The 21,807-nt window shown below is 45.7% G+C and carries 21 protein-coding genes and 2 pseudogenes; 20 read left to right on the forward strand and 3 right to left on the reverse strand.

What is annotated here, in order from left to right; translation table 11 throughout:
* The first annotated feature begins 5 nt into the window (after window positions 1-5).
* The 14 genes and pseudogenes from JCM10519_RS12735 to JCM10519_RS29575 all read left to right on the forward strand — a co-directional run bounded on the left by JCM10519_RS12735 (window position 6) and on the right by JCM10519_RS29575 (window position 14,638).
* Window positions 6-851: an ABC transporter ATP-binding protein gene (locus JCM10519_RS12735; protein ID WP_347844068.1), complete on the forward strand. Its 846-nt coding sequence runs from the start codon at window positions 6-8 to the stop codon at window positions 849-851.
* Complete coding sequence (locus JCM10519_RS29540; protein ID WP_347844069.1) at window positions 811-1,038, forward strand: TOBE domain-containing protein; 228 nt, start codon at window positions 811-813, stop codon at window positions 1,036-1,038. The genes JCM10519_RS12735 and JCM10519_RS29540 overlap by 41 nt, the downstream gene beginning before the upstream one ends.
* Window positions 1,039-1,168: 130 nt before the next feature.
* Complete coding sequence (locus JCM10519_RS12740) at window positions 1,169-2,182, forward strand: ABC transporter substrate-binding protein (protein WP_347844070.1); 1,014 nt, start codon at window positions 1,169-1,171, stop codon at window positions 2,180-2,182.
* 13 nt (window positions 2,183-2,195) lie between these two features.
* Window positions 2,196-3,113: an amidohydrolase family protein gene (locus tag JCM10519_RS29545; RefSeq protein ID WP_347844071.1), complete on the forward strand. Its 918-nt coding sequence runs from the start codon at window positions 2,196-2,198 to the stop codon at window positions 3,111-3,113.
* Window positions 3,089-3,892, forward strand: coding sequence for an adenine deaminase C-terminal domain-containing protein (locus JCM10519_RS29550; RefSeq protein WP_347844072.1), 804 nt, complete (start codon window positions 3,089-3,091; stop codon window positions 3,890-3,892). The genes JCM10519_RS29545 and JCM10519_RS29550 overlap by 25 nt, the downstream gene beginning before the upstream one ends.
* A 96-nt stretch (window positions 3,893-3,988) precedes the next feature.
* Window positions 3,989-5,278: an amidohydrolase family protein gene (locus JCM10519_RS12750; RefSeq protein WP_054739603.1), complete on the forward strand. Its 1,290-nt coding sequence runs from the start codon at window positions 3,989-3,991 to the stop codon at window positions 5,276-5,278.
* A 367-nt stretch (window positions 5,279-5,645) separates the two neighbouring features.
* Entirely contained in the window at window positions 5,646-5,912 is a 267-nt protein-coding gene (gene rpsO / locus JCM10519_RS12755) for a 30S ribosomal protein S15 (RefSeq protein ID WP_054739605.1), read from the forward strand.
* Window positions 5,913-6,146: 234 nt separating this feature from the next.
* Window positions 6,147-8,274, forward strand: a pseudogene (locus JCM10519_RS12760) (polyribonucleotide nucleotidyltransferase).
* A 373-nt stretch (window positions 8,275-8,647) separates the two neighbouring features.
* Window positions 8,648-11,262: pseudogene (locus tag JCM10519_RS12765) on the forward strand (cation-translocating P-type ATPase).
* Window positions 11,263-11,467: 205 nt separating this feature from the next.
* Entirely contained in the window at window positions 11,468-11,716 is a 249-nt protein-coding gene (locus JCM10519_RS29555; RefSeq protein ID WP_347844073.1) for a DUF1576 domain-containing protein, read from the forward strand.
* Window positions 11,717-11,720: 4 nt separating this feature from the next.
* Window positions 11,721-12,491: a DUF1576 domain-containing protein gene (locus JCM10519_RS29560; protein ID WP_347844074.1), complete on the forward strand. Its 771-nt coding sequence runs from the start codon at window positions 11,721-11,723 to the stop codon at window positions 12,489-12,491.
* Complete coding sequence (locus tag JCM10519_RS29565; RefSeq protein ID WP_347844075.1) at window positions 12,446-12,670, forward strand: DUF1576 domain-containing protein; 225 nt, start codon at window positions 12,446-12,448, stop codon at window positions 12,668-12,670. The genes JCM10519_RS29560 and JCM10519_RS29565 overlap by 46 nt, the downstream gene beginning before the upstream one ends.
* A 128-nt stretch (window positions 12,671-12,798) precedes the next feature.
* Entirely contained in the window at window positions 12,799-13,500 is a 702-nt protein-coding gene (locus JCM10519_RS29570) for an ATP-binding cassette domain-containing protein (RefSeq protein WP_347844076.1), read from the forward strand.
* On the forward strand, window positions 13,400-14,638 hold the full coding sequence (locus JCM10519_RS29575) for an ATP-binding cassette domain-containing protein (protein ID WP_347844077.1): 1,239 nt from the start codon (window positions 13,400-13,402) through the stop codon (window positions 14,636-14,638). Before JCM10519_RS29570 ends, JCM10519_RS29575 begins: the two co-directional genes overlap by 101 nt.
* Before the next feature lie 269 nt (window positions 14,639-14,907).
* On the opposite strand, the gene JCM10519_RS12780 is transcribed toward JCM10519_RS29575, so the two are convergent.
* The 3 genes from JCM10519_RS12780 to JCM10519_RS12785 all read right to left on the reverse strand — a co-directional run bounded on the left by JCM10519_RS12780 (window position 14,908) and on the right by JCM10519_RS12785 (window position 17,663).
* Window positions 14,908-16,167, reverse strand: coding sequence for a methyl-accepting chemotaxis protein (locus JCM10519_RS12780; protein ID WP_347844078.1), 1,260 nt, complete (start codon window positions 16,165-16,167; stop codon window positions 14,908-14,910).
* Between the two features lie 182 nt (window positions 16,168-16,349).
* Window positions 16,350-16,625: an MCP four helix bundle domain-containing protein gene (locus JCM10519_RS29580; protein WP_347844079.1), complete on the reverse strand. Its 276-nt coding sequence runs from the start codon at window positions 16,623-16,625 to the stop codon at window positions 16,350-16,352.
* Window positions 16,626-17,378: 753 nt separating this feature from the next.
* Window positions 17,379-17,663: a hypothetical protein gene (locus JCM10519_RS12785; RefSeq protein WP_054739607.1), complete on the reverse strand. Its 285-nt coding sequence runs from the start codon at window positions 17,661-17,663 to the stop codon at window positions 17,379-17,381.
* A 60-nt stretch (window positions 17,664-17,723) separates the two neighbouring features.
* Here JCM10519_RS12785 and JCM10519_RS12790 point away from each other — a divergent pair, with 60 nt between their 5' ends.
* The 6 genes from JCM10519_RS12790 (at window position 17,724) to JCM10519_RS12820 (ending at window position 21,807) form a co-directional block, all read left to right on the forward strand.
* Window positions 17,724-17,978 (forward strand): hypothetical protein, encoded by a 255-nt coding sequence (locus JCM10519_RS12790; protein WP_347844080.1) that lies wholly within the window; start codon window positions 17,724-17,726, stop codon window positions 17,976-17,978.
* A 452-nt stretch (window positions 17,979-18,430) separates the two neighbouring features.
* Window positions 18,431-19,438, forward strand: coding sequence for a substrate-binding domain-containing protein (locus JCM10519_RS12800; protein WP_054739613.1), 1,008 nt, complete (start codon window positions 18,431-18,433; stop codon window positions 19,436-19,438).
* 49 nt (window positions 19,439-19,487) lie between these two features.
* Window positions 19,488-20,033 carry a hypothetical protein gene (locus JCM10519_RS12805; RefSeq protein WP_054739615.1) on the forward strand — a complete coding sequence of 182 codons (546 nt, stop codon included), beginning with the start codon at window positions 19,488-19,490 and terminating at the stop codon, window positions 20,031-20,033.
* Window positions 20,005-20,382: a hypothetical protein gene (locus JCM10519_RS12810; RefSeq protein WP_054739617.1), complete on the forward strand. Its 378-nt coding sequence runs from the start codon at window positions 20,005-20,007 to the stop codon at window positions 20,380-20,382. The genes JCM10519_RS12805 and JCM10519_RS12810 overlap by 29 nt, the downstream gene beginning before the upstream one ends.
* A 20-nt stretch (window positions 20,383-20,402) precedes the next feature.
* Entirely contained in the window at window positions 20,403-21,470 is a 1,068-nt protein-coding gene (locus JCM10519_RS12815) for a hypothetical protein (protein WP_054739619.1), read from the forward strand.
* Window positions 21,433-21,807, forward strand: coding sequence for a glycosyl hydrolase family 65 protein (locus JCM10519_RS12820; protein ID WP_347844081.1), 375 nt, complete (start codon window positions 21,433-21,435; stop codon window positions 21,805-21,807). The genes JCM10519_RS12815 and JCM10519_RS12820 overlap by 38 nt, the downstream gene beginning before the upstream one ends.

Raw genomic sequence — 21,807 nt, forward strand, 5'->3', positions numbered from 1 at the left:
AAACCATGGCATATATGAAACTGCAGGATATTGATGTCTGTTATGATAAGAAGAAACAGATTTTAAAAGGACTTAACTTGGAGGTACAGGAAGGGGAACTGGTTTCTCTTTTAGGACCAAGCGGCTGCGGAAAGACCACGACCCTTCGGGTAGTTGCCGGGTTTATCGAGCCTCAGAACGGAGTTTTCTCTTTGGATGGGTCGGACCTTACAAAGGTTCCGGTACATAAGAGAAATTTTGGGATCGTATTTCAAAGCTATGCCCTGTTTCCCCATTTAAGCGTTTATGACAATGTGGCCTTTGGGCTTAAAATGAGAAAGCTTGACAAGGCGGAAATCGATAAAAAAGTGGATCAGATCCTTGAGGTCTGCGGACTTACAGAATTTCGCGGACGGTTTCCCCAGCAGATGTCCGGCGGCCAGAGACAAAGAGTGGCCCTTGCCAGGGCGCTGGTAATCGAGCCAAAGCTTCTTCTCCTTGACGAGCCTTTAAGCAACCTGGATGCAAAGCTGCGCATCAATATGCGGATGGAGATCAAGAGGATCCAGAAAAAACTGGGCATTACCACCTTGTTCGTTACCCATGACCAGGAAGAGTGCTTCTCCATATCAGATAAGGTAGCGGTTATGAACCAGGGCGTCATCGAACAGTTTGACACACCGGAAAACATTTATCACAGGCCCAATACGGAATTTGTTGCCAGATTTATTGGTTTTGAGAATTTTCTTCCTTTAAAGAGACAGGGGGATGTATATAAAACCCAGGCCGGCGCAGTATTTAATGTAGAAACCCCGCCCAGAAGGCACCTGCATGGGCACCATACGGCCGGAGGATATCCGGGTGGCAGATGAGGGCCAGAATAACAACATCCTGGAAGGCACTGTAGGTGTCCGGACATTTCTTGGAAAAGGCTATCAGTATGAGGTTCTTACGGCAGCAGGAAAGTTTCTGGTAAACAGGCCGGCAGAAGAAACTTATGAAGAGGGCAGCAGGATCCGTCTTTATTTGCCGGAGTCAAAACTGATCCTTGTGTCTTAATGGGCATGGTTCATGCTTCAAGGTAACAGCGGCTGATGAAGCCGTGGAATTATAATAAGAGAGGATGAAGATTATGAAGAAAGTATTGGCATTATCCTGTGTGCAGCCATTGTATTGACAGGCTGCGGCGGTGCCGGATCTGCAGGAACAACAGCGGCAGGCGAGAAAAAGAGCGGCACAGAAGCAAAAAAAACTGGTATTATCCACCTACGGTTTAAGCGAGGACATCTCGGAAGAAGAGGTGTACAAGCCCTTTGAGGACCAGTACAACTGCAAGATCGTAACAGAGACAGGAAGCACCAATGAGCGTTACACAAAGCTTTCTGCCAACGCCGAAAGCACCATTGATGTGATCGAACTGTCACAGGCCATGACGGCAAAGGGAATTGAAGAGGGCCTGTTTGAGCCTCTTGATTTAAGCAAGATCGAAAACAGCCAGTATTTGATCAAAGCGGCAAAGACCATGGCAGATGCGGGACAGGGCGCTGCCTATACCATCAACAGCATCGGCATCATGTATGATCCGGAGGCAGTAGGCTTTGAGATCAAGAGCTTTGATGATTTATGGAAAGCGGAACTGGAAGGAAGCGTTGCCATTCCGGATATTACTACTACCTTTGGTCCTGCCATGGTCTATATGGCAAGCGATTACAAGGGCGTTGATGTGACCAGTGACAAGGGAGCGGCTGCTTTTGAGGCATTGGAAGAATTAAAGCCAAACCTTGTAAAGACTTATGCAAAGTCTTCTGACTTAATCAACATGTTCACTTCCGGGGAAATCAAGGCTGCCATTGTAGGTGACTTCGGTGTTCCTACCATCAAGGAAGCAAGCCCGGATCTGGTATATGTGACTCCTGATGTGACCTATGCAAACTTTAATACCATCAGCATTACCAAGAACTGCAAGGACAAGGAGCTGGCTTACGCATACATTAATTACCGCTTAAGCAAGGAACTGCAGAGCAAAACCACAAAGGCATTAAACGAAGCGCCTACCAATAACCAGGTGGAGGTATCAGGAGAAGATTCTGCAAACATGACTTACGGAGAAGCTGCAGAAAGTGCAAAGGTTCTGGATTATTCCTTTGTCAATCCGGTCTTAAGTGACTGGATTGATCAGTGGAACCGGATTATCAATAATTAAGGACAGAGAAAATATGAAGGTTGACTTGCTTATTAAAAATGGATGGGTCTACCGGACATACAGGCAATGTTTTGAAAAAATGGACATTGCGGTTGCAGGGGAAAGGTTTTACGACATTTCCCCTGCCTCGTTTTACGAGGCAGAATGTGTGGTAGATGGTACAGGAAAATACATTATACCGGGACTGATCGATATTCACATGCATATTGAAAGCTCCATGACATATCCGGAAGAGTTTTCCAGAGCGGTCCTGCCCTGGGGAGTCACCTGTGTGGTGGCTGATCCCCATGAGATCGCCAATGTATTCGGGCTGGAAGGAATCAAAAGCTTTATGGAGCAGGAAACCGAGCTGGATATTTACTATGGGATCCCATCCAGTGTTCCTTCCACCGGAAGCAGCCTGGAAACCTCAGGCGGACAAATCGGGGAAGAGGAGGTCAGGGAGCTTTTAAAGGAAGCTAAAGTCATCTGCCTTGGAGAGGTGATGAATGATTTAGATCTGGTTTCCGGGGAAGATACCCTGATCAAACGCATTGTCAGACTGTGCCAGAACGGGGAACGCCGGTTGAAGATCGAAGGGCATTGCCCCGCCCTGTCAGGAGACGCGCTGGCGGGCTTTATCCGGGGCGGAGTGGATGCGGACCATACCCAGCAGACACCAGAGTCGGTTCTGGAAAAGACGGACATGGGCATGTTTTTGGAGCTTCAGGCAAAATCCCTGACATCTGATGTTGTGGAAACGGTGGTATCCCATGGTCTTTATGAAAATGTGGCTCTTGTAACAGATGATACCATGCCGGATCATTTGGCAAAGGGCCATTTAAACCAGATCCTTAAATTGGCTGTGGACCGGGGAATGCCGGCAGAAAAGGCCATTTACTGCGGGACCTTACGCCTGCACGGAGAATGGGCCTTGATGACAGGGGGATGATCGCGCCTGGAAAGCTTGCGGATTTCATTGTTCTTGATGATCTGGTAAGCTTTTGCCCTTCTGCGGTTTATAAAAACGGGAAACTGCATAAAAAAAGCCCGGATTCTCCAAAAGCAGTTTTCCCGGACCATTTTTACCAGTCCGTAAAATGCCGCCTGGCTCTGGCATCTGATTTTAAACTGAACCGGTGCGAGATACAGGAGGGAACAGCAGTTGTAAATGTCATGGAGATTCAGGACTTTGGAACAAGGGTCAGGCATGTGAAAAGGAAAGTTACCGTCCGGAACCGCTGCATATGCTGGCAAGAGGCAGGGCTTTGCCTGGCAATGGTATTTGAACGCTACGGAAAGACAGGAGAAGTGTCCTATGGGCTTGTGGAACATGCCTTTCAGTCTCCCGGAGCGGTGGCCACTACCTGGAGCCATGACAGCCACAATCTGCTGGTACTTGGTAATTCGGTGGAGGATATGGTGCTTGCCCAGAACCGGGTGGTTCATATGCAGGGCGGCTATGTAACGGCCCGGGGCGGTAAAATTACTGCTTCTGCAGCTCTCCCAGTAGGAGGTATCCTCTCCGATGGAAGCCTTTTAAAGCTTTCGGAGGAACTGGCTGAGGTGAGGAAGGAGATCGAGGCCATGGGGTATGAGAACAGCAATGTCATCATGTCTATTTCCACCCTGACGCTTCTGGTCTCACCGGAATTAAAGATAAGCGACAAGGGTCTGTTTGATGTAAAGACAAAGCAGAAGGTCCCGCTGGTGGAAGGATATGAGTCTTAAAAAGGAAATTCCATGGGAGTGTACCTTTATGTCCCATAAAAGGGGCCCTGCCCTGCCTCCAAATCATGGGCAGTAACAAGGAAAAGGTTGATAAGTGTGAAAACGACAATTATAAATGTAACTGTGGTAACAATGAATGAACAGCGGAAGATTCACCATCCCGGTTTTGTGATGTTTGAAAACGATATCATTACAGCAGTGGGAGATATGAAGGATTTACCGGAAGAGTCCGGAATTTCGGATACATTAACGGTAGACGGAAAAAACGGCATTCTGATGCCGGGAATGGTGAATCTCCATACCCATATGGGAATGATCCCCTTCCGCGGGCTTGGGGATGACTGCAAGGACCGGCTCCGGGTATTTTTGCTTCCAATGGAACAGAAGGCTATGGATGAGGAGCTTGTTTATTTATCTTCCCGCTATGCAGCAGGAGAGATGCTCCTTGGCGGTGTGACCACGGCTCTTGATATGTATTATTTTGAGGAAGAAGCTGCAAAGGCCATGGATGAGATGGGAATGCGGGGAATTGCAGGACAGACAGTAATGGAAGAAGGGGCCTGTGATTTTGACGATCCCTGTAAGGCATTGGCCTATGGGGAAAAATTGATAAAAAAATATCAGTCCCATCCCAGAATATCAGCCTGCATTGCTCCTCATGGAACCAGCACCTGCGGGGAAAAGCTGCTTTTGGAAGCCTGCCGCCTGGATTCGTCCTTAAAGGTTCCTTTTACTCTCCATACGGCGGAGATGGATTATGAAATGGATTATTTCCGGAAGGAATACGGCATGTCTCCGGTTCAGTATCTGGACAGCATTGGAGTATTGGGAAAAGAAACCCTGGCAGCCCACTGCATTCATATGAAGGAAGAGGATCTTCTGCTTTTAAAGGAACGGGGAGCAAGGGTGGCTCACTGCATCGGCTCCAATGCAAAGGCGGCAAAGGGAGTGGCGCCCGTAAGCTCCATGCTTCAAATGGGAATTCCCGTAGGCCTTGGAACGGATGGCCCTGCCAGCGGAAACACCCTGGATATTTTTACGCAAATGAAGCTCTGCGCCGATTTTCATAAAAATGAGACCAGGGACCGGAGCGCATTTCCGGCGGAAACCATTGTGTCAATGGCTACGGATCTGGGAGCAAAGGCCCTGGGGCTATCTGATATCACAGGTTCCTTAGAACCGGGAAAGCAGGCGGATCTGGTTTTAGTTGAAACCCGCTCCGCTAACATGTTTCCTGTTTACAATCCCTATTCTGCCCTTGTTTACAGTGCCAATCCTTCCAATGTAGAGGCAGTATACGTGGCCGGGGAATGTGTGGTAAGGGATAAGAAGCTTGCAAAGGCGGATATGGCAGAAATCAGGAAAATGCTTTTAAAAAAAAGATGAAAAAAACGGATTTTGGAATTTATATGGAAAAAAATGGGAAATATTTATTGAGTAAGGGTATGCAGGATGATTATAATATAACTTATCTGGACTTGCATCGCAAGTAAAGATAAAAAGGCTGTTTTTCAGCCCGTCCATCCGATTATGAAAACATCTTTTGTTTTTCATAATATATCTGTCAGAAGTATATAATTTACAGAGGTTTTAATTAAAATTCGCCGGTTGTTATTTATTAGAAATAATTGACAACCATATTTCCCTGTGGTAAACTGTATCAGTACAAATACGCGCCGATACTTGGTATTCCGGATACTCCAACCAATACTTGGTATGAGGTGAGACTTTAAGACTAAAGGAGGAAATCAACATGATTTCAAAGGAAAAGAAAGCAGCTATCATCGCTGAATATGGCAGAAAAGCTGGAGACACAGGTTCACCAGAAGTACAGATCGCAATTCTGACAGAAAGAATCACAGAATTAACGGATCATCTTCAGAAGAACCCAAAAGATCATCATTCCAGAAGAGGACTTCTGATGATGGTTGGACAGAGAAGAGGTCTTCTTGATTACTTAAAGAAGACAGACCTGGAAGGCTATCGTTCATTGATCGAGAAGTTAGGAATCAGAAAATAATAAACCATTTAGGGTGGAGGACTTCTCCACCCTATCTGTCTATTAAGAAAAGAATATTAAAAGTAGAAGCATTCCCCGAGACCGCTGATGTGCGCGTAATAAGCAGAGCCAGAATCTGCTTATGTTTCCTTGCGGGCAGCATAATCAAACTTTATTGACTTGCGCGCAGATCAGTAGTTTCGGCGTCTTCTACTGTTAATATAAATTATTTATCCAGTAAAAGGAGATACCAGTATGTACAAGAGTTTTAGTATGGAACTGGCCGGCAGAACATTAACTGTTGATGTCGGCAGAGTAGCAAAGCAGGCAAACGGCGCGGCATTCATGCACTATGGCGATACCGTAGTAGTAGCTACCGCAACTGCTTCTGACAAGCCAAGGGATGGAATTGATTTCTTCCCATTGAGCGTAGAGTATGAAGAGAAATTATATGCCGTAGGAAAGATCCCAGGCGGCTTCAACAAAAGAGAGGGAAAAGCATCTGAGAATGCAATTTTGACCTCCCGTGTCATCGACCGTCCCATGAGACCTTTGTTTCCAAAAGATTACCGCAACGATGTGACCTTAGATAACATCGTTATGTCCGTAGACCAGGACTGCAGTCCGGAGCTGACAGCCATGTTAGGCTCCGCCATTGCTACCTGCATCTCCGATATTCCTTTTGATGGCCCCTGTGCTTCCACCCAGGTGGGCCTTGTAGACGGAGAACTTGTCATCAATCCGACCCAGGCTCAGAAGCAGGTGTCTGATATGGCGCTTACGGTTGCTTCCACAAGAGAAAAAGTCATCATGATCGAGGCCGGAGCCAATGAGGTGCCGGAAGATAAGATGATCGAAGCCATTTTCAAGGCTCATGAAGTAAACCAGGAAATCATCAAATTCATTGACACCATCGTAGCGGAGTGCGGAAAGCCGAAGCACCAGTATACCAGCTGTGCAGTGCCGGAAGAGTTATTTGCTGCCATCAGGGAAATCGTTACTCCGGAAGAGATGGAAGTTGCCGTATTTACCGATGAAAAGCAGATAAGAGAAGAAAACATCCGTAAGATCACTGAGAAGCTGGAAGAAGCCTTTGCAGATAAGGAAGAATGGCTGTCAGTGCTGGGAGAGGCTATTTACCAGTATCAGAAAAAGACCGTCCGCAAGATGATCTTAAAAGACCATAAGCGTCCTGACGGCCGTGCCATGGACCAGATCCGTCATCTGGCAGCAGAGATCGATATGCTTCCAAGAGTTCATGGTTCCGCAATGTTCACCCGCGGCCAGACCCAGATTTTAAATATCTGTACCCTGCTCCATTATCAGAAAGCCAGAGATTAGACGGCATTGATGATTTAGAAACCTCCAAGAGATATATGCACCACTACAATTTCCCGTCCTTCTCTGTAGGCGAGACAAGACCTTCCAGAGGACCGGGACGCCGGGAGATCGGCATGGTGCCCTGGCAGAGAGAGCACTCATTCCGGTTCTTCCGTCTGAGGAAGAATTCCCATATGCCATCCGTACCGTTTCCGAGACCATGGAATCCAATGGATCTACCTCTCAGGCAAGCATCTGTTCCTCCTCCATGTCCTTAATGGCGGCAGGTGTTCCTATTAAATCAGCTGTTGCAGGTATTTCCTGCGGCCTGGTTACCGGAGATACAGATGACGATTATATTGTCCTGACTGATATTCAGGGACTGGAAGATTTCTTCGGCGATATGGACTTTAAGGTAGGAGGCACCCATAAGGGAATCACTGCGATCCAGATGGATATTAAGATCCACGGCCTTACAAGACCGATTATTGAAGAAGCCATCCGTACCACCAGAAAAGCAAGACTCTACATTCTTGATGAGGTTATGGCAAAAGCCATTGCAGAACCACGTAAGGAAGTAGGCAAATATGCTCCGAAGATCGACCAGATTTCCATTGATCCTCAGAAGATCGGCGATGTGGTAGGAAAGCAGGGCAAGGTGATCAATAAGATCATTGAAGAGACCGGCGTAAAGATCGATATTTCCGATGACGGCAGTGTATCTGTATGCGGAACTGACCAGGTTATGATCGACCGTGCGATCCAGATCATAAAGAGCATTGTAACGGAGATCGAAGCAGGACAGATCATGACCGGCAAGGTTGTCAGGATCATGAACTTTGGTGCTTTCGTTGAGCTGGCTCCCAATAAAGATGGCATGATCCACATTTCCAAGCTGTCTGATAAGAGAGTGGCAAAGGTTGAGGATGTGGTCAACATCGGCGACGAAGTGACTGTTAAGGTAGTTGAAGTCGATAAGATGGGAAGAATCAACTTAAGCATGAAGCCGGGAGATCTGGCTGCAAAGGCAGAAGATAAAAAAGAAGAAAAAGAAGCAGAATAAAACCGCTATGCCCTGTGGCAGGCAGGTATACCCAAAGGGTAAAAGCCATGTAAATGAAAATGATTATTGACAAATGAATCATTAGCACGTATAATTGTCTGGATCGAAGACATAAATATCTGATTTATAATTGAATACGCTTCATTAAGAGGGAGTAGTTTCAATGCATCATCAACATCCTGACTGCCAAAGGGCAGCCTGGTGGTGCATGCCAGACAATGGTTACCAGACTTTTAATGTATTTATTCTGAATATTAAATATTTTTCAGAATAAGTGCATTAAAAGTCTTTTTCTTTTTCTTTTTGTGGCAATAATAAATCAGAGAGGTCAAAATAGTACATGTTGATGCAGGCTGTCTCTATGGGCAGCAGAATGGAGGAAAGTTTGAAAGACTGGTATCAGAAAACAGAAAAAGAAGTATTAGAAGAGCTTCGTACATCAAAGGAAGGGTTAAGCGAAGAGGAAGCTGCCGGACTTCTTGCCAGCAAGGGAGAAAATATCCTGGAAGAAGGAAAGAAAAAAAGCACCCTTCAGGTATTTGCCGAGCAGTTCCGTGATCTGCTGGTGGTCATTCTGATTGCAGCGGCCGTCATTTCCATGCTTTCAGGAAATGTGGAAAGCACCATCGTTATAGTGGCGGTCATTGTGTTAAATGCGGTCCTTGGAACAGTGCAGCATGAAAAAGCCCAGAAATCCCTGGCCAGCTTAAAATCTTTATCATCACCAACTGCAAGGTGATCCGCTGAACAAAAAAATTGAGATCGCTTCAAGAGGCGTGGTTCCGGGAGATATCCTGCTTCTGGAGGCCGGAGATATGGTAGTGGCTGATGGAAGAATACTTAATAATTATTCCCTTCAGGTAAATGAAAGCTCCCTGACCGGCGAATCCACCAATGTGGATAAGGAAGAGGGAACTATTGAAACAGAAGCACCCCTGGCAGATCGGACCAACATGGTTTATTCCGGTAGCCTGGTTACTTACGGCAGGGCGGTAGTGGCTGTCACCGGAACAGGAATGGATACGGAGATCGGAAAGATCGCCAGCTTAATGAACGCTACAAAGGAGAAGAAAACTCCTTTGCAGGTCAGCTTAGACCAGTTCTCCAGCCGCCTTGCCATGGTCATCATGGTGATCTGCGCCCTGGTGTTCCTCTTAAGCCTTTACCGTAAAATGCCGCTTTTAGATTCCCTGATGTTTGCGGTGGCTCTTGCAGTCGCAGCAATACCGGAGGCCTTAAGTTCCATCGTGACCATTGTTCAGGCAATGGGAACCCAGCGGATGGCCAGGGAAAACGCTATCATTAAAGAATTAAAAGCAGTGGAAAGCCTGGGCTGCGTTTCCGTCATCTGTTCCGATAAGACCGGAACCCTGACCCAGAATAAGATGACTGTACAGGAAATCTATGTGGACGGCAAAGTCTGTAAGCCGGATGAATTAGACCTTCGAAACCAGCTTCACCGGTACCTGCTTTATGATGCGGTGCTGACCAATGATTCCACCATTGTGGAGGGAAAAGGGATCGGAGATCCTACGGAGTATGCCCTTCTTGAAATGGCGGGGAAAAGTCAGCTTAAGCCATGACCTCATCAGGGAAATGATGCACCGCTTAGAAGAACTTCCCTTTGATTCCGACCGGAAGCTGATGAGCACCAAATACCATCTCCATGGAGTTCCTACCGTACTGACAAAGGGTGCGGTGGATGTTTTGCTGTACCGGACCACTCATATCCGTACTGCTGAAGGAATCAGGGAACTGTCAGAAAAGGACAGGGAGGAGATCCTTGAGCAGAATATGAGATTTTCAGAGAATGGGCTTCGGGTGCTTGCCTTTGCTTATAAGGAAGTGGAAGAGGATCATGTGCTTTCTTTAAATTCTGAAAACGGTTTTATCTTTATTGGACTTATTTCCATGGTCGATCCGCCGAGAGAGGAATCGAAAGAAGCAGTAGCCGATGCCAAACGGGCAGGGATCCGGCCGGTAATGATCACCGGTGATCATAAGATCACGGCGACTGCCATAGCAAAGCAGATCGGTATCTTTGAAAATGGAGATATGGCTGTGACCGGCGCAGAATTAGACGCCATGACCGATGAAGAGCTAGACACAAATATTGTAAAGACCTCCGTATATGCCAGAGTATCACCGGAAAATAAGATCCGGATTGTAGACGCTTGGCAGCGGCGGGGAAATGTTGTTTCTATGACAGGAGACGGAGTCAATGATGCCCCTGCCTTAAAGAAGGCTGACATCGGAGTGGCTATGGGAATCACCGGTACAGAGGTTTCCAAGGATGCTGCATCATGATTCTGGCGGATGATAATTTTGCGACCATTATTAAAGCAGTTGCCAATGGCCGTAATGTGTACCGGAACATAAAAAACGCCATTCAGTTTTTGCTTTCCGGCAACATGGCAGGAATCCTTTCCGTTCTTTATACATCCATCATGGCTCTTCCTATTCCTTTTGCTCCGGTTCATCTGCTGTTCATTAACCTGCTTACGGACTCCCTTCCGGCAATCGCCATTGGTATGGAGCCTGCGGAGCATGGCCTTCTTAACAGGAAGCCAAGAGATCCCAAAGAAGGAATCCTGTCCAGGGAATTTATGATTAAGATCCTGTCCCAGGGTGCATTGATTGCCGTATGTACCATGACGGCTTTCCATATTGGTTTAAATCAGGGCAGTGCAGCTACAGCCAGCACCATGGCCTTTTGTACCCTGACTCTTTCCCGGTTGTTCCATGGTTTTAACTGCAGAAGCCGCCATTCCATTTTCCGGCTGGGCTTTGCAAGCAACTGGTACAGCCTGGGAGCATTCCTGGCAGGTTTTTTTTCTGTTAAGCCTTGTGATGTTTGTACCGTTCCTTGAAAAACTGTTTTCCGTTACGCCGCTTTCGGCCAGCCAGATCGGCATCGTATACGGCCTTGCAGTCATTCCTACGGCAATCATACAGTTTGTAAAGGTCATAAAAGAAAACAGGAAATAATTTCTTGAAAAAAAAGAGGTTCAACCGTAAAAAAGTGTTGAACCTCTTTTTTAAAATGATAAAATACTTCAGTATACAAAAATTAAATATTGGAGAAAGGAACGACACATGACAGGACAACTTTCACTTAAAGTGAGAAATTGCGGACCGCTGTCCAGGCGGACGAAATTCCAAATTCTTGCCCTGGTGCCGATTTATTTTATTGTTGCAGGCTTTTTTTCTGCAGCCGTTTGATGGAATCTGGAGGGGTATTATTACGATTGTCAGGGAGCCAGATTTCCTGATTACGGATTATTTTGCTATTGGCGGCGTAGGAGCTGCTTTTGTAAACGCGGGTTTATTAACCTTATTAAGTATTGCAATTGTCTATTTTCTTGGTATGGAGATGAGCGGCCATACTATAACTTCATGCTTTCTTATGTTTGGTTTTTCCTGTTCGGGAAAAATATTATGAACATATGGCTATCATGTTGGGCATTTGCCTGTATTCTTATTATCACAAAACTTCCATTACACGTTATATTTATGTTGGCTTTTACGGGACTTCTTTGTCCCCGATCATCACTCAGATCATGCAGATCGGTAATCTGCATCTGGTGCCCAGGCTGATTCTGAGCATTTTTGTTGGTCTGAGCATTGGATTTGTGCTTCCGCCCTTATCCACTCATACCCACTATGCCCACAAGGGGTATTCTCTTTATAATGTGGGATTTTCCGCAGGCATTATTGCCACGGTCATAGTCTCCCTTCTGAAATCCTTTGGAATTTCCATAGAGGAAAGGCTGCTCTGGTATCAGGGGGATAATTGGCTTTTTGCAAGGTTGCTTTTGTTCTTATTCTTTGGTATGATAATTTTTGCATTTATGCTGTCAAAGGATGTTGGAAAGCGTTATCTGAACATACTGAAGACCTACGGCATCAGCGGGACCGATTACGTAAAAAGTGAGGGATTTGGGCCTGCTCTCCTGAATATGGGGATTAACGGTATTGCAGCAACGCTGATCCTTGTTATGTTGGGAGGAGCTTTAAACGGACCTACCATTGGAGGGATATTTACCATTGTGGGCTTCAGCGCAACAGGAAAGCATCTCCGAAACATTTTCCCCGTCATGATGGGGGTTATTCTCGGAGGGGCTGTCCAGAACTGGAGCATTACGGATCCAAGTGCCTTCTGGCCCTATTATTGTCCACGACCCTTGCACCGATTGCCGGTGAGTTCGGCGTTATAGCGGGTGTTATAGCAGGATTTCTTCATTCTGCCGCAGCCCTTAATGTAGGCATTGTTTACGGCGGCATGAATCTTTATAACAATGGCTTTGCAGGAGGCCTTATTGCCACCTTCCTGGTACCGGTCTTCCAGTCTGTCAGGGACAGAAGTGCCCGGGCTAAGGTCCATGATTCCTTATAGCTCATGAGAAATTGGGGCAGGAATAAAATTTAACCGAATCAAGCAGCGGTAGCTGCTATTTGGTTATGAGCAGGCAGAGAAGCGGATTGCGAATATCCGCTTGATTTTGAGAACAGGAAAATTTGAAAATGTTGTATCAGATAAAGGATGGGACAGTCACTGCCGGAGGCAGCATGATCCTGTCACATATTGATTTTGAAATACACGGCAAGGAAAAGATCGCTGTGGTAGGAAACAACGGAGCCGGAAAAACCACACTTTTAAGGCTGATAGCCGGAGAATTGGAGCTGGACCGGGATGATAAGCGGGAAGGCCCTGGAATCACCAGTTCCAGAAAACTGACCATAGGATACTTAAAACAGCAGGCATTTGAGGATAAGGACAGGACAGTGGAGGAAGAACTGCTGTCCTCCTGTCCGTTTGGGGATTCCTTTGCCCCAGAGCGGTTTGAGTATGAACGGGAATATGATACGCTGTTTACCGGGTTTGGATTTACAAAGGAAGATAAGAGGAAAAGGATTTCCCAGTTTTCCGGCGGAGAGCAGACAAAGATCGCCCTTATCCATCACCTGCTGTTAAAACCGGATATCCTGCTTTTAGACGAGCCTACCAATCATCTGGATATCCAGGCAGCGGAATGGCTGGAGCAGTATATGAAGCAGTATGAAAAATCAGTGGTAATGGTATCCCATGACCGCTTTTTTCTGGACCAGACGGCATCAGTGGTATATGAGCTGTCGGGCAGGAAGCTTACCCGGTACCCGGGAAACTACACCCATTACCGGGAAGAAAAAAAGAAAGGCGGTCAGAATACAGACAAAAGCTTATGAACGGCAGCAGGAAGAGATCAAACGCTTAAATGATCTGGTGGAACGGTTTAAGAATAAGCCCCGCAAGGCCGCATTTGCCAGGGCAAAAAGAAAGGCAATCGATCGGATGGGCCAGGCAGTGAAGCCGGTGGAAGAAGATATCCACATGTTTACAGGGCCTCTAGAACCTGCTTTCTTAGGCAGTAAATGGGTTTTTGAAGCGGAACATTTGAAGATCGGTTATGACCATCCCCTTATGGAGCTGACCATAAGGATCCGCAGGGGGCAGAAGATCGGGATCCTTGGCCCAAACGGAGCAGGAAAAAGCACCTTTTTGAAAACAGTGGCAGGACTTATTCCTCCGGTCTCCGGGGAGCATTCCCTGGGAAACCAGATTACCATGGGATATTTTGACCAGCATTCTTCGGAAATTGATTCCAATAAATCCGTTGCCCGGCATTTCCATGATCTGTTTCCCTCCCTGACAGAAAAAGAAGTGCGGAGTATTTTGGGGGCATACCTGTTTGGAGGAAAAGAGGCTGAAAAACGGGTCAGCCTCCTGTCAGGAGGAGAAAAGGCAAGGCTTGTCCTGGCAGAGCTTTTGCAGAGCAGGCCCAATTTTCTGATTCTGGATGAACCCACCAACCACATGGATATCAGGGCAAAGGAAACCCTGGAATCCGCATTCCGGGCTTATACGGGCACCATTTTATTTGTATCCCATGACCGTTATTTTTTAAGCCGGGTGGCAGAATCAGTTCTCATCTTTGAGAACCAGTCCGCCTTTTACTATCCATTCGGTTATGAGCATTATCTGGAGCGGAGCAAAAGAGCAGAGAATGGAGAAGGGCTTGCGGCTCAGATAAGGGCAGAGGAGCAGGCTCTGATCGCAGGAATACGGGCAGTCCCCAAGGCAGAAAAACACAGGCTGAGAGAGATACCGGTGGAAGAAGCCTATTTGGATTGGAAGCTTGGACTGGTTCTGGAACGGCTCTTGCCGGCAAGGGATAAGGTGATGGAATTGACTGCTGCCATGGAGGAGATAAAGGAAAGGTGGCTGGAATCAGAAAACTTCTGGAAGGAAGGTAAGCGGGAAGAATCCGGCCGTTATGAGGAACTGAAAAAAAGAGCGGCAAAAGGCATGGGAGGAGTGGCATGAGCTATGCTGGAGTGGTTTGATACGGCTTATGAGCAAGAGCTGTAAGAGGCTGTTCCGTAATAAATCTGCATTGCCAGTGTACCCTATAAAATAAATTTAAACATAAAAAATGAGCTTTGAAAGCTGATACGCTCCCCCTATATAGGACTTTTATATTTCATTGTTCCATATAAGGGTAGCATATCACCAATCAAGGCTCATTTTTTGTATACTATTTGTGCTGGACTACGTTAGAACGGTCCTATGTAATCTTAGAATGTCTCGTTCAATCAATACTTGCCGGAATAATCATAGGCTGTTGCTGTTCCGGTATAATATTCCGGTTCTGCGCTCTCAAAGGAAGGAACGTATTCTTTATGAAAATCCGCCTGCTCTCCGTTTAACTTGAATTTTCCAACTTCCTGCTGCAGTGTCTCGGACTGGGCGGCCAGCTCTTCGCTGGAAGCGGAGCTTTCTTCTGCAGTTGCTGCGTTTGTCTGTATTACAGCAGATACCTGTGACAGGCCCTGGTTGATCTGGTCGATTGCCATGACCTGTTCGGAAGAAGCTGCTTCAATTTCCTGTATCGCCTGTTCCACAAACCTTGATTTTTCCTCTACTTCCTTAAGGATTCTTGCAGTATCGGCTGCCATTTGCCTGCCTTCTGTAACGGCTTCAACGGAATGGACGATAAGGTTTGCCGTTTCTTTTGCCGCTTCCGCTGATTTGGTTGCAAGGTTCCTCACTTCATCAGCTACCACTGCGAATCCCTTTCCGGCGCTGCCGGCACGGGCGGCTTCAATGGCGGCATTTAAGGCAAGAATATTCGTCTGGAAGGCGATGTCCTCAATCACCTTCGTGATGTTGGAAATTTCTTCGGAAGCTGAGTTGATCTTATTCATAGAAGCATTCAGGCTTTGCATGCGTGTATTGCTTTCGTTGACTCCGGCTCCGTTTTGTTCTACGTATTTATATGCCAGACGGACATTGTCTGCATTTTGGCTTGCCTGTCTTGATACGGTTGTAATGGCGGCGTTAAGCTCTTCCACGGTTGCGGCCTGTTCGGTAGAACCGGAAGCCAGTGCCTGTGCTGCGGAGGATACCTGACCTGCGCCGCTATTGACCTGTTCGGCTGCCGTGCTAATAAGAAGCAGGGTCCGGTTGAGATCCTTTTCAATTTTGCGAAGTGCCAGACCAAGTACATCTTCCTCGGAACGCAGAGGAACTTCCTGTGTAAAATCTCCATTGCTGATTTTTTCGGCAATGAGAACCTGATCCCGGATGCCAGACAGCATGGAGGTAAAGGCAGCGGCAAGCTGACCGGTTTCGTCCTTGGAGTTTATATCCTTTAAGTCAACATCCACATGTCCAAGAGCGATTTTGTCGGCAGCCTTTACGATCTGCCCGATAGGCAGGCTGATCATGCGGGAAATTCTTAATCCAAAGTATATGGCAATGGCTGTTCCTGCTAAAAAGATGACGCAAAGAGTAATGGTCAGGCTGATTGCGGTAGAGTCGTTGGTTTTACTGCTCTCGCTGGCAACCCTCATCCGGACATCCACCATCTTGTCATAATTATCAAATATCTTTTGGATGTTGTCCTTCTCATTATCAAAAGCATGCAATGCTGTGTCTTTGGATCCCTGTTTGGCTACGTTTAAGCATTTTTGGATGGAGGGATCAAAGGAATCATTAAATAACTGGGTCGCCTCATCAATTAAAGTGAGGGCTTCTATATTTTTGATGCTTGTCCGGTACTCGGCAGACTGGTAAGAAAGTTGTTCTTTGCTTCCATATAGCTTTTCTCCAGGGCTTCCAGTTCCGTGGTGTTGCCGGCATGGATGACCATTGCGTTGGCATCTGCACGAAGCTGGTACAGATTTTTGGTGGCAATGATTAAGTCTTTCATGGGAACCGTCTGCTCTTTGTACAAAAAGGTGTCCAACCTGTTGATCCGGGCCATGCCCAAAACGCCTGTGACGCCGATCAAAAGCATAATGAGTGCCATGCTGAGAAAGGCTGTAAGCAATTTTTTTAGTGATGCTGTAGTCGTTGAATTTCTTCATACTGATACCTCCTAGTTTTTCATTAGTTTCCTTATGTATGATTGTTTCCATTTGGTTTGTCATGTTCCTCAAAACACGAACTGGTGTATACATACAACGTCTGAAGCCCCGTTTTCGGTATACAATATGAACCAATATTTTGTGAACATCCCAAGGCAGAAATTTTACCAAAAACCTGCCATCCATTTTTAGACAAATATCGACATTGTTCATTATATAATACATAATTATTGTTTGTCAATCTAAAGAAAAAGAGTGTAAAATTTGGGGATTAAATTTATTTTGATAGATAATAAAAAGTATTTGGGTTAAATTTTAAAACATTCTTTTTTAAAAATTTGGACATGGGATAAAAGTAATTTGATTTTTGAAATATTGTACAATGGACACATGATAATGGTCATATATTTTATTGTATTAGTAATAAATGTGCGGAAAAGTATTGTTTTTTTGGCTTCCTATTAACATGCATGGAGGCACCGGCGTCCACAAGATCAATGACTATACATACTTTGCCGGGCAGGTGGGAAGCACGCAGAGGATAAGACGCATACCAGTAAGCGGATCCAGGTTCTTTTCAAAAAGAACGGGGATGCCGTAAAGCTAACGCGAGTTGGCTTTGCGGCATCCCTATCTGTTTCATGTTTAGTTTTGAATCTTGCAGTACAGCTCACTCTTTACAAATAATTCAACAATTATTTGTCAGTATGTTTTCTCCGCAGTACGCTTATAGAAGCTGTCATACCTAGAAATGCCGAGATACAAAGCAGGCAGTAAATAACCATATTGCCGGATATATTGTCCCCGGTTCTTGGCAGGCCGTTTCTTCCGTATCTGGTTCCCTTGGGAACATTGCCGCCTATGTCGACCAATTCATCAGGTTTTTTTTCTTCCATGCTGCCGGTAGGAGTGGTGCCCTCTACGTTGACTGTGGATCCTGCCGGAAAAGGTTCAGCAGGTGTGTCTGGCCTGGAGGGCACCTTTGGACCGCCGCCCCCGCCGCTGCCGCCTTGTATGGCCGCGGATGTTATTTAAAATTTATGCACATCTTTCCGGTCCTATATGATTTCAGCTCCAGATATGAGCTGGAATTGATTCTGGCCTATGCCATAGAATATGCTTTTGATAAAGATTTTGATGAGGAGAACAATGGAAATATGGGCAATCATGAGATTCCCCTGGAGTTTTACAGCACCATTCCTTTTTTTGACCGGTCTTATTCCGATATTTTCCAAAGGATAAAAATATCAGGCTCACGGAAGGGGGAAAGAGCTTTATTTAACCACTTTTTTTGATATGTCTGCCATTGAGGCGTCAGCCAGCGATAGTAACACTGACCTTCTTTCTGCCATTGTCAGGGCACAGGAGTATGTGGATTTGAATTTATGGAAAGTCACAAAGGAAATGAACCACACCCTTTTGCTTTTAAAAGGGCAATTTCTACTGATCTTCAGCCTGCAGCTGGATGGGATGCCCCTTATGACCTTTGTCAGCCATAAAAGCTATTTGAACCTATTTATAAATTCACGGTTCAAGAATGATACTAAGAGCATAAGCTTTGGCGGAAGAGGGAGCGGCAGTTCTCCGTTACAAGCTGCTATTAGATCCACAATTTATTCTGGAAAAAAAAGTAGAAATATGTAAAAAATAGACAAAAAAGTAGTGCATAATATGGATAATTAATCAATGGACAACTGTATAGTTGTAATATATATTATTTATAACGTTTCAAGTATGGAGATATTGTATGAAAAAGACATATAACTTGAAGGATGTTGCAAAGCTAGCCCAAGTCAGTCTGGGAACGGCATCAAAGGTACTGAATCATATATACGTAAAACCGGACCTTCAGGCCCGTGTAGAAGCAGCGGTTAAGGAATTGAATTATACTCCTAACGAAATCGCCAGAAGTCTTAAGGTTAATTCCACCAATACGGTGGGAATTATGATTCCGGATATATCAAGCCCTGTTATCAGTAAGGTGGTAAAAGGGATTGAAGATTTTAACAGGCAGGAAGGCTACAATGGCATCATTTATCAGACTGCCCTGGAGATGAAGATCGAAGAGCAGGCGATTGAAACCTTTGTAAGGAATAAAGTAGATGGAATCCTGTACATTGGAAATACTGTTGGGGAAGAAATTGCAGACCGGTTGAAAGAGAGCAGGATACCGGTTGTATTTATCATGACTAATTATGAGGATCCGGCTTTTTCAAGCGTTACCATTGATAACGTGGAGGCCGCTTATTCAGCAGTTGATTATCTATGCCGGAAGGGCCACAAACAAATTCTTATGCTGGCAGGGGAAAAAGAGGATCCTAATGCGGGTGAGCCCCGTTTAAGAGGCTATCTGGAAGCGTTGAAAAAGCATGGGATCGAACCGGACCCCTCTCTCATAAGGCATGGTGGTTACCGGCTTAAGAGAGGGTATGAGGATATGAGCCGCTTTCTTCTGGAGGGGAAAAAAATATCCGCACTATTTGCCGTATCCGATGAAGTTGCAATCGGTGCGGTGAAAGCTTTGTTTGAGCATCAGATCAGAGTACCAGAGGATGTTTCTGTTTTTGGATTTGATGGGATCGAGATGATCCATTATTCAGAGCCAACAATAAGCAGTATTTCACAACCGTTTTATGAGTTGGGGAGCGAGGCTGCAAAAATCCTTATGTGCTGTATGAAGGAAGGGAAGGGTAACGTGCATAAGGTTCTTCCTTTTCAGTTGGTTGAAAATAAGTCGGTGACTGATCGCAGGTAAAAATCTTAGTCAAAAATGAAACGTTTCAAGTTTTTTGGAGGTCATTAAATTGAATAGTCAAATCAATAGTTGGAAAATTGCAGAACAGAAATTTGAGCTTAAACAGAATGCTGTTCAGGAATCTTTATTTACCCTGGCAAATGGCTTTATCGGAATGCGGGGCGACGGCAGTGAGCGGATTTCTGAGGATTTTAGCAAACCCGGTACTTTTATCAATGGTTTTTTTGAAAAAGCCACGATTCATTATGGGGAGTCGGCTTATGGGTTTGCTAAAAACAAGCAGATCATGCTGAATGTGTGCAATGCAAAGCTGATGGATATCATGGTGGATGAGGAGGTATTCCACCCGGAGCATTCCCGGATGGAATCCTATTACAGAGAGCTGGATATGAGATCCGGAATTGAGAGAAACCGCATCCTGTGGATCACAAAAACAGGAAAAAGGGTCCTTATAGAAAACAGGAATTTAGTAAGCATGACGCGCAAATTCGTGGCGGGCAGGGAGTGCTGCGTAACGCCTCTTAATTTTTCCAGCGGAATCAGCATCAGAACTTACTTAGAGAACCGTGTGTACAAAGAAGAAAAAAACAGATGACCCAAGAGTGGAGGAAGGCCTGGGAGACGGCGCTTTTACTGTCACAGAGATGAAGCACAAAAACCATTTGGGCAAACCTGCCATGTTCATGAAGCAGTCCACAAAAAGATCCCGGCTGTCCCTTGCTTGTACGGTCACTGAAACCATATCAGGTGCGGGTAATGCTGCGTGTGAAACAGAGGATAACAAGCTGGTTACAGAATATTCCTTAAATGGAAAAAAAATGAAGCCATCAAGCTTCAAAGATATATCAGCTACGTTACCAGCCAAAGGGAATTTGAAAATTCCTATGAACAGATTTCAGAGGAGCAGGCTTTTCTTGCTGCAGAGGCAGGCTTTGAACAGCTGATCCGGGAACAGGCTGACTTTATGGAAGAGTTTTGGAGCCTTGCAGATGTGGTAATCAAAGGAAATGAAACCCTTACCCAGTCCATACGGTTTAGTTTATTCCAGCTGCTCCAGTCTGTGGGACGTGACTCAGCCACCAGCATTCCGTCAAAGGGTTTAAGCGGAGAGGGTTATGGAGGGCATTATTTCTGGGAATCAGAAGCTTATATTGCTCCGGTTTTCATGTTTTCCAAAGATGACATTGCCAGAAAAATGCTGGAATACCGCTATACCATACTGGATAAGGCCAGAGAACAGGCCAGGCTTATGGGCCATGAAAAGGGAGCCTTATATTCATGGAGAAGCATTGACGGAGAAGAGTCTTCCGCATATTTTCCCGCAGGTTCCGCCCAGTACCATATTAACGGAGATATTGCCTTTGCCATAGTCCGGTACTTAGATGCAACGGAGGATTTTAAGTTCTTAGAAAAATACGGATTGGAAATTCTTCTGGAAACCGCCAGGATCTGGACCGATATGGGGCATTATTCCCCGGTAAAAGGCGGAAAGTTCTGCATTGACTGCGTCACAGGTCCTGACGAGTATACGGCCCTTGTGAATAATAACTGCTATACCAATTTAATGGCAAGGGAAAATATGTGGAATGCCGTAAAATATGCAGGGCTTTTAAAGGAAAAGAACGGAAAGAGGTTTCAGGAAATCGCTGAAAAGATCGGTCTGGAACTTAAGGAGCTTGAGGAGTTTCAAAGAGCCGGAGACCAGATGTACATACCCTATGACAAAACTCTGCAGATCCATATGCAGGACGATGCCTTTCTCCAGAAAAAGGTGCTGGAATTAAAGACAATCCCTGAGGATCGTTTCCCCCTGCTGCTTCATTACCATCCCATGTTTATTTACAGGCATCAGGTCTGCAAGCAGCCGGATTTGCTGCTGGCACAGTTTTTCCTTGCCAACCGGTTTTCCATGGAGGAAAAGAAACGGGATTTTGACTATTATGAAAAGCTGGCAACTCACGATTCTTCTTTGTCCGTCTGCATTTTTTTCCATTATGGCGGCAGAGACAGGGGATGGGGACAAGGCTTATGATTACTTTATGAAATGCATCAGAACAGATCTTGATGATATGCAGAAGAATACAAAGGACGGACTTCATATGGCCAATATGGCCGGAGCCTGGATGTCCATTGTCCATGGCTTTGCAGGGCTTAGAGCCTGGGAGGGCATGCTTTCTTTTCAGCCGCTGCTTCCGGCTGGACTGGAAGGATATGAATTCTCCGTAAAATACCGGGGGCAAAGGCTTAATGTGGAGGCGGATAAAAACGGAGTATCCTATCAGATGGTATCTAATGGCAGCCTGACCATAACTCACAATGGCGAACCGGTGGATCTGGTTCCAGGACAAAACACGTCTTTTGCATGGTAA

The organism is Clostridium sp. NkU-1, assembly GCA_001312405.1.

What these genes read in the sequence shown, in the direction of transcription:
- JCM10519_RS29545 (WP_347844071.1), top strand. Translation starts at nt 2,196, where the DNA reads ATGAAGGTTGACTTGCTTATTAAAAATGGATGGGTCTACCGGACATAC.
- JCM10519_RS29560 (WP_347844074.1), top strand. Translation starts at nt 11,721, where the DNA reads ATGGCTATCATGTTGGGCATTTGCCTGTATTCTTATTATCACAAAACT.
- JCM10519_RS29580 (WP_347844079.1), bottom strand. Translation starts at nt 16,625, where the DNA reads ATGGCACTCATTATGCTTTTGATCGGCGTCACAGGCGTTTTGGGCATG.
- JCM10519_RS12820 (WP_347844081.1), top strand. Translation starts at nt 21,433, where the DNA reads ATGGCGGCAGAGACAGGGGATGGGGACAAGGCTTATGATTACTTTATG.
- JCM10519_RS29575 (WP_347844077.1), top strand. Translation starts at nt 13,400, where the DNA reads ATGAGCTGTCGGGCAGGAAGCTTACCCGGTACCCGGGAAACTACACCC.
- JCM10519_RS12800 (WP_054739613.1), top strand. Translation starts at nt 18,431, where the DNA reads ATGAAAAAGACATATAACTTGAAGGATGTTGCAAAGCTAGCCCAAGTC.
- JCM10519_RS29540 (WP_347844069.1), top strand. Translation starts at nt 811, where the DNA reads ATGGGCACCATACGGCCGGAGGATATCCGGGTGGCAGATGAGGGCCAG.
- JCM10519_RS29550 (WP_347844072.1), top strand. Translation starts at nt 3,089, where the DNA reads ATGGGCCTTGATGACAGGGGGATGATCGCGCCTGGAAAGCTTGCGGAT.
- JCM10519_RS12735 (WP_347844068.1), top strand. Translation starts at nt 6, where the DNA reads ATGGCATATATGAAACTGCAGGATATTGATGTCTGTTATGATAAGAAG.
- rpsO (WP_054739605.1), top strand. Translation starts at nt 5,646, where the DNA reads ATGATTTCAAAGGAAAAGAAAGCAGCTATCATCGCTGAATATGGCAGA.
- JCM10519_RS12790 (WP_347844080.1), top strand. Translation starts at nt 17,724, where the DNA reads ATGCACATCTTTCCGGTCCTATATGATTTCAGCTCCAGATATGAGCTG.
- JCM10519_RS12815 (WP_054739619.1), top strand. Translation starts at nt 20,403, where the DNA reads ATGGAAGAGTTTTGGAGCCTTGCAGATGTGGTAATCAAAGGAAATGAA.
- JCM10519_RS29570 (WP_347844076.1), top strand. Translation starts at nt 12,799, where the DNA reads ATGTTGTATCAGATAAAGGATGGGACAGTCACTGCCGGAGGCAGCATG.
- JCM10519_RS12780 (WP_347844078.1), bottom strand. Translation starts at nt 16,167, where the DNA reads ATGAGGGTTGCCAGCGAGAGCAGTAAAACCAACGACTCTACCGCAATC.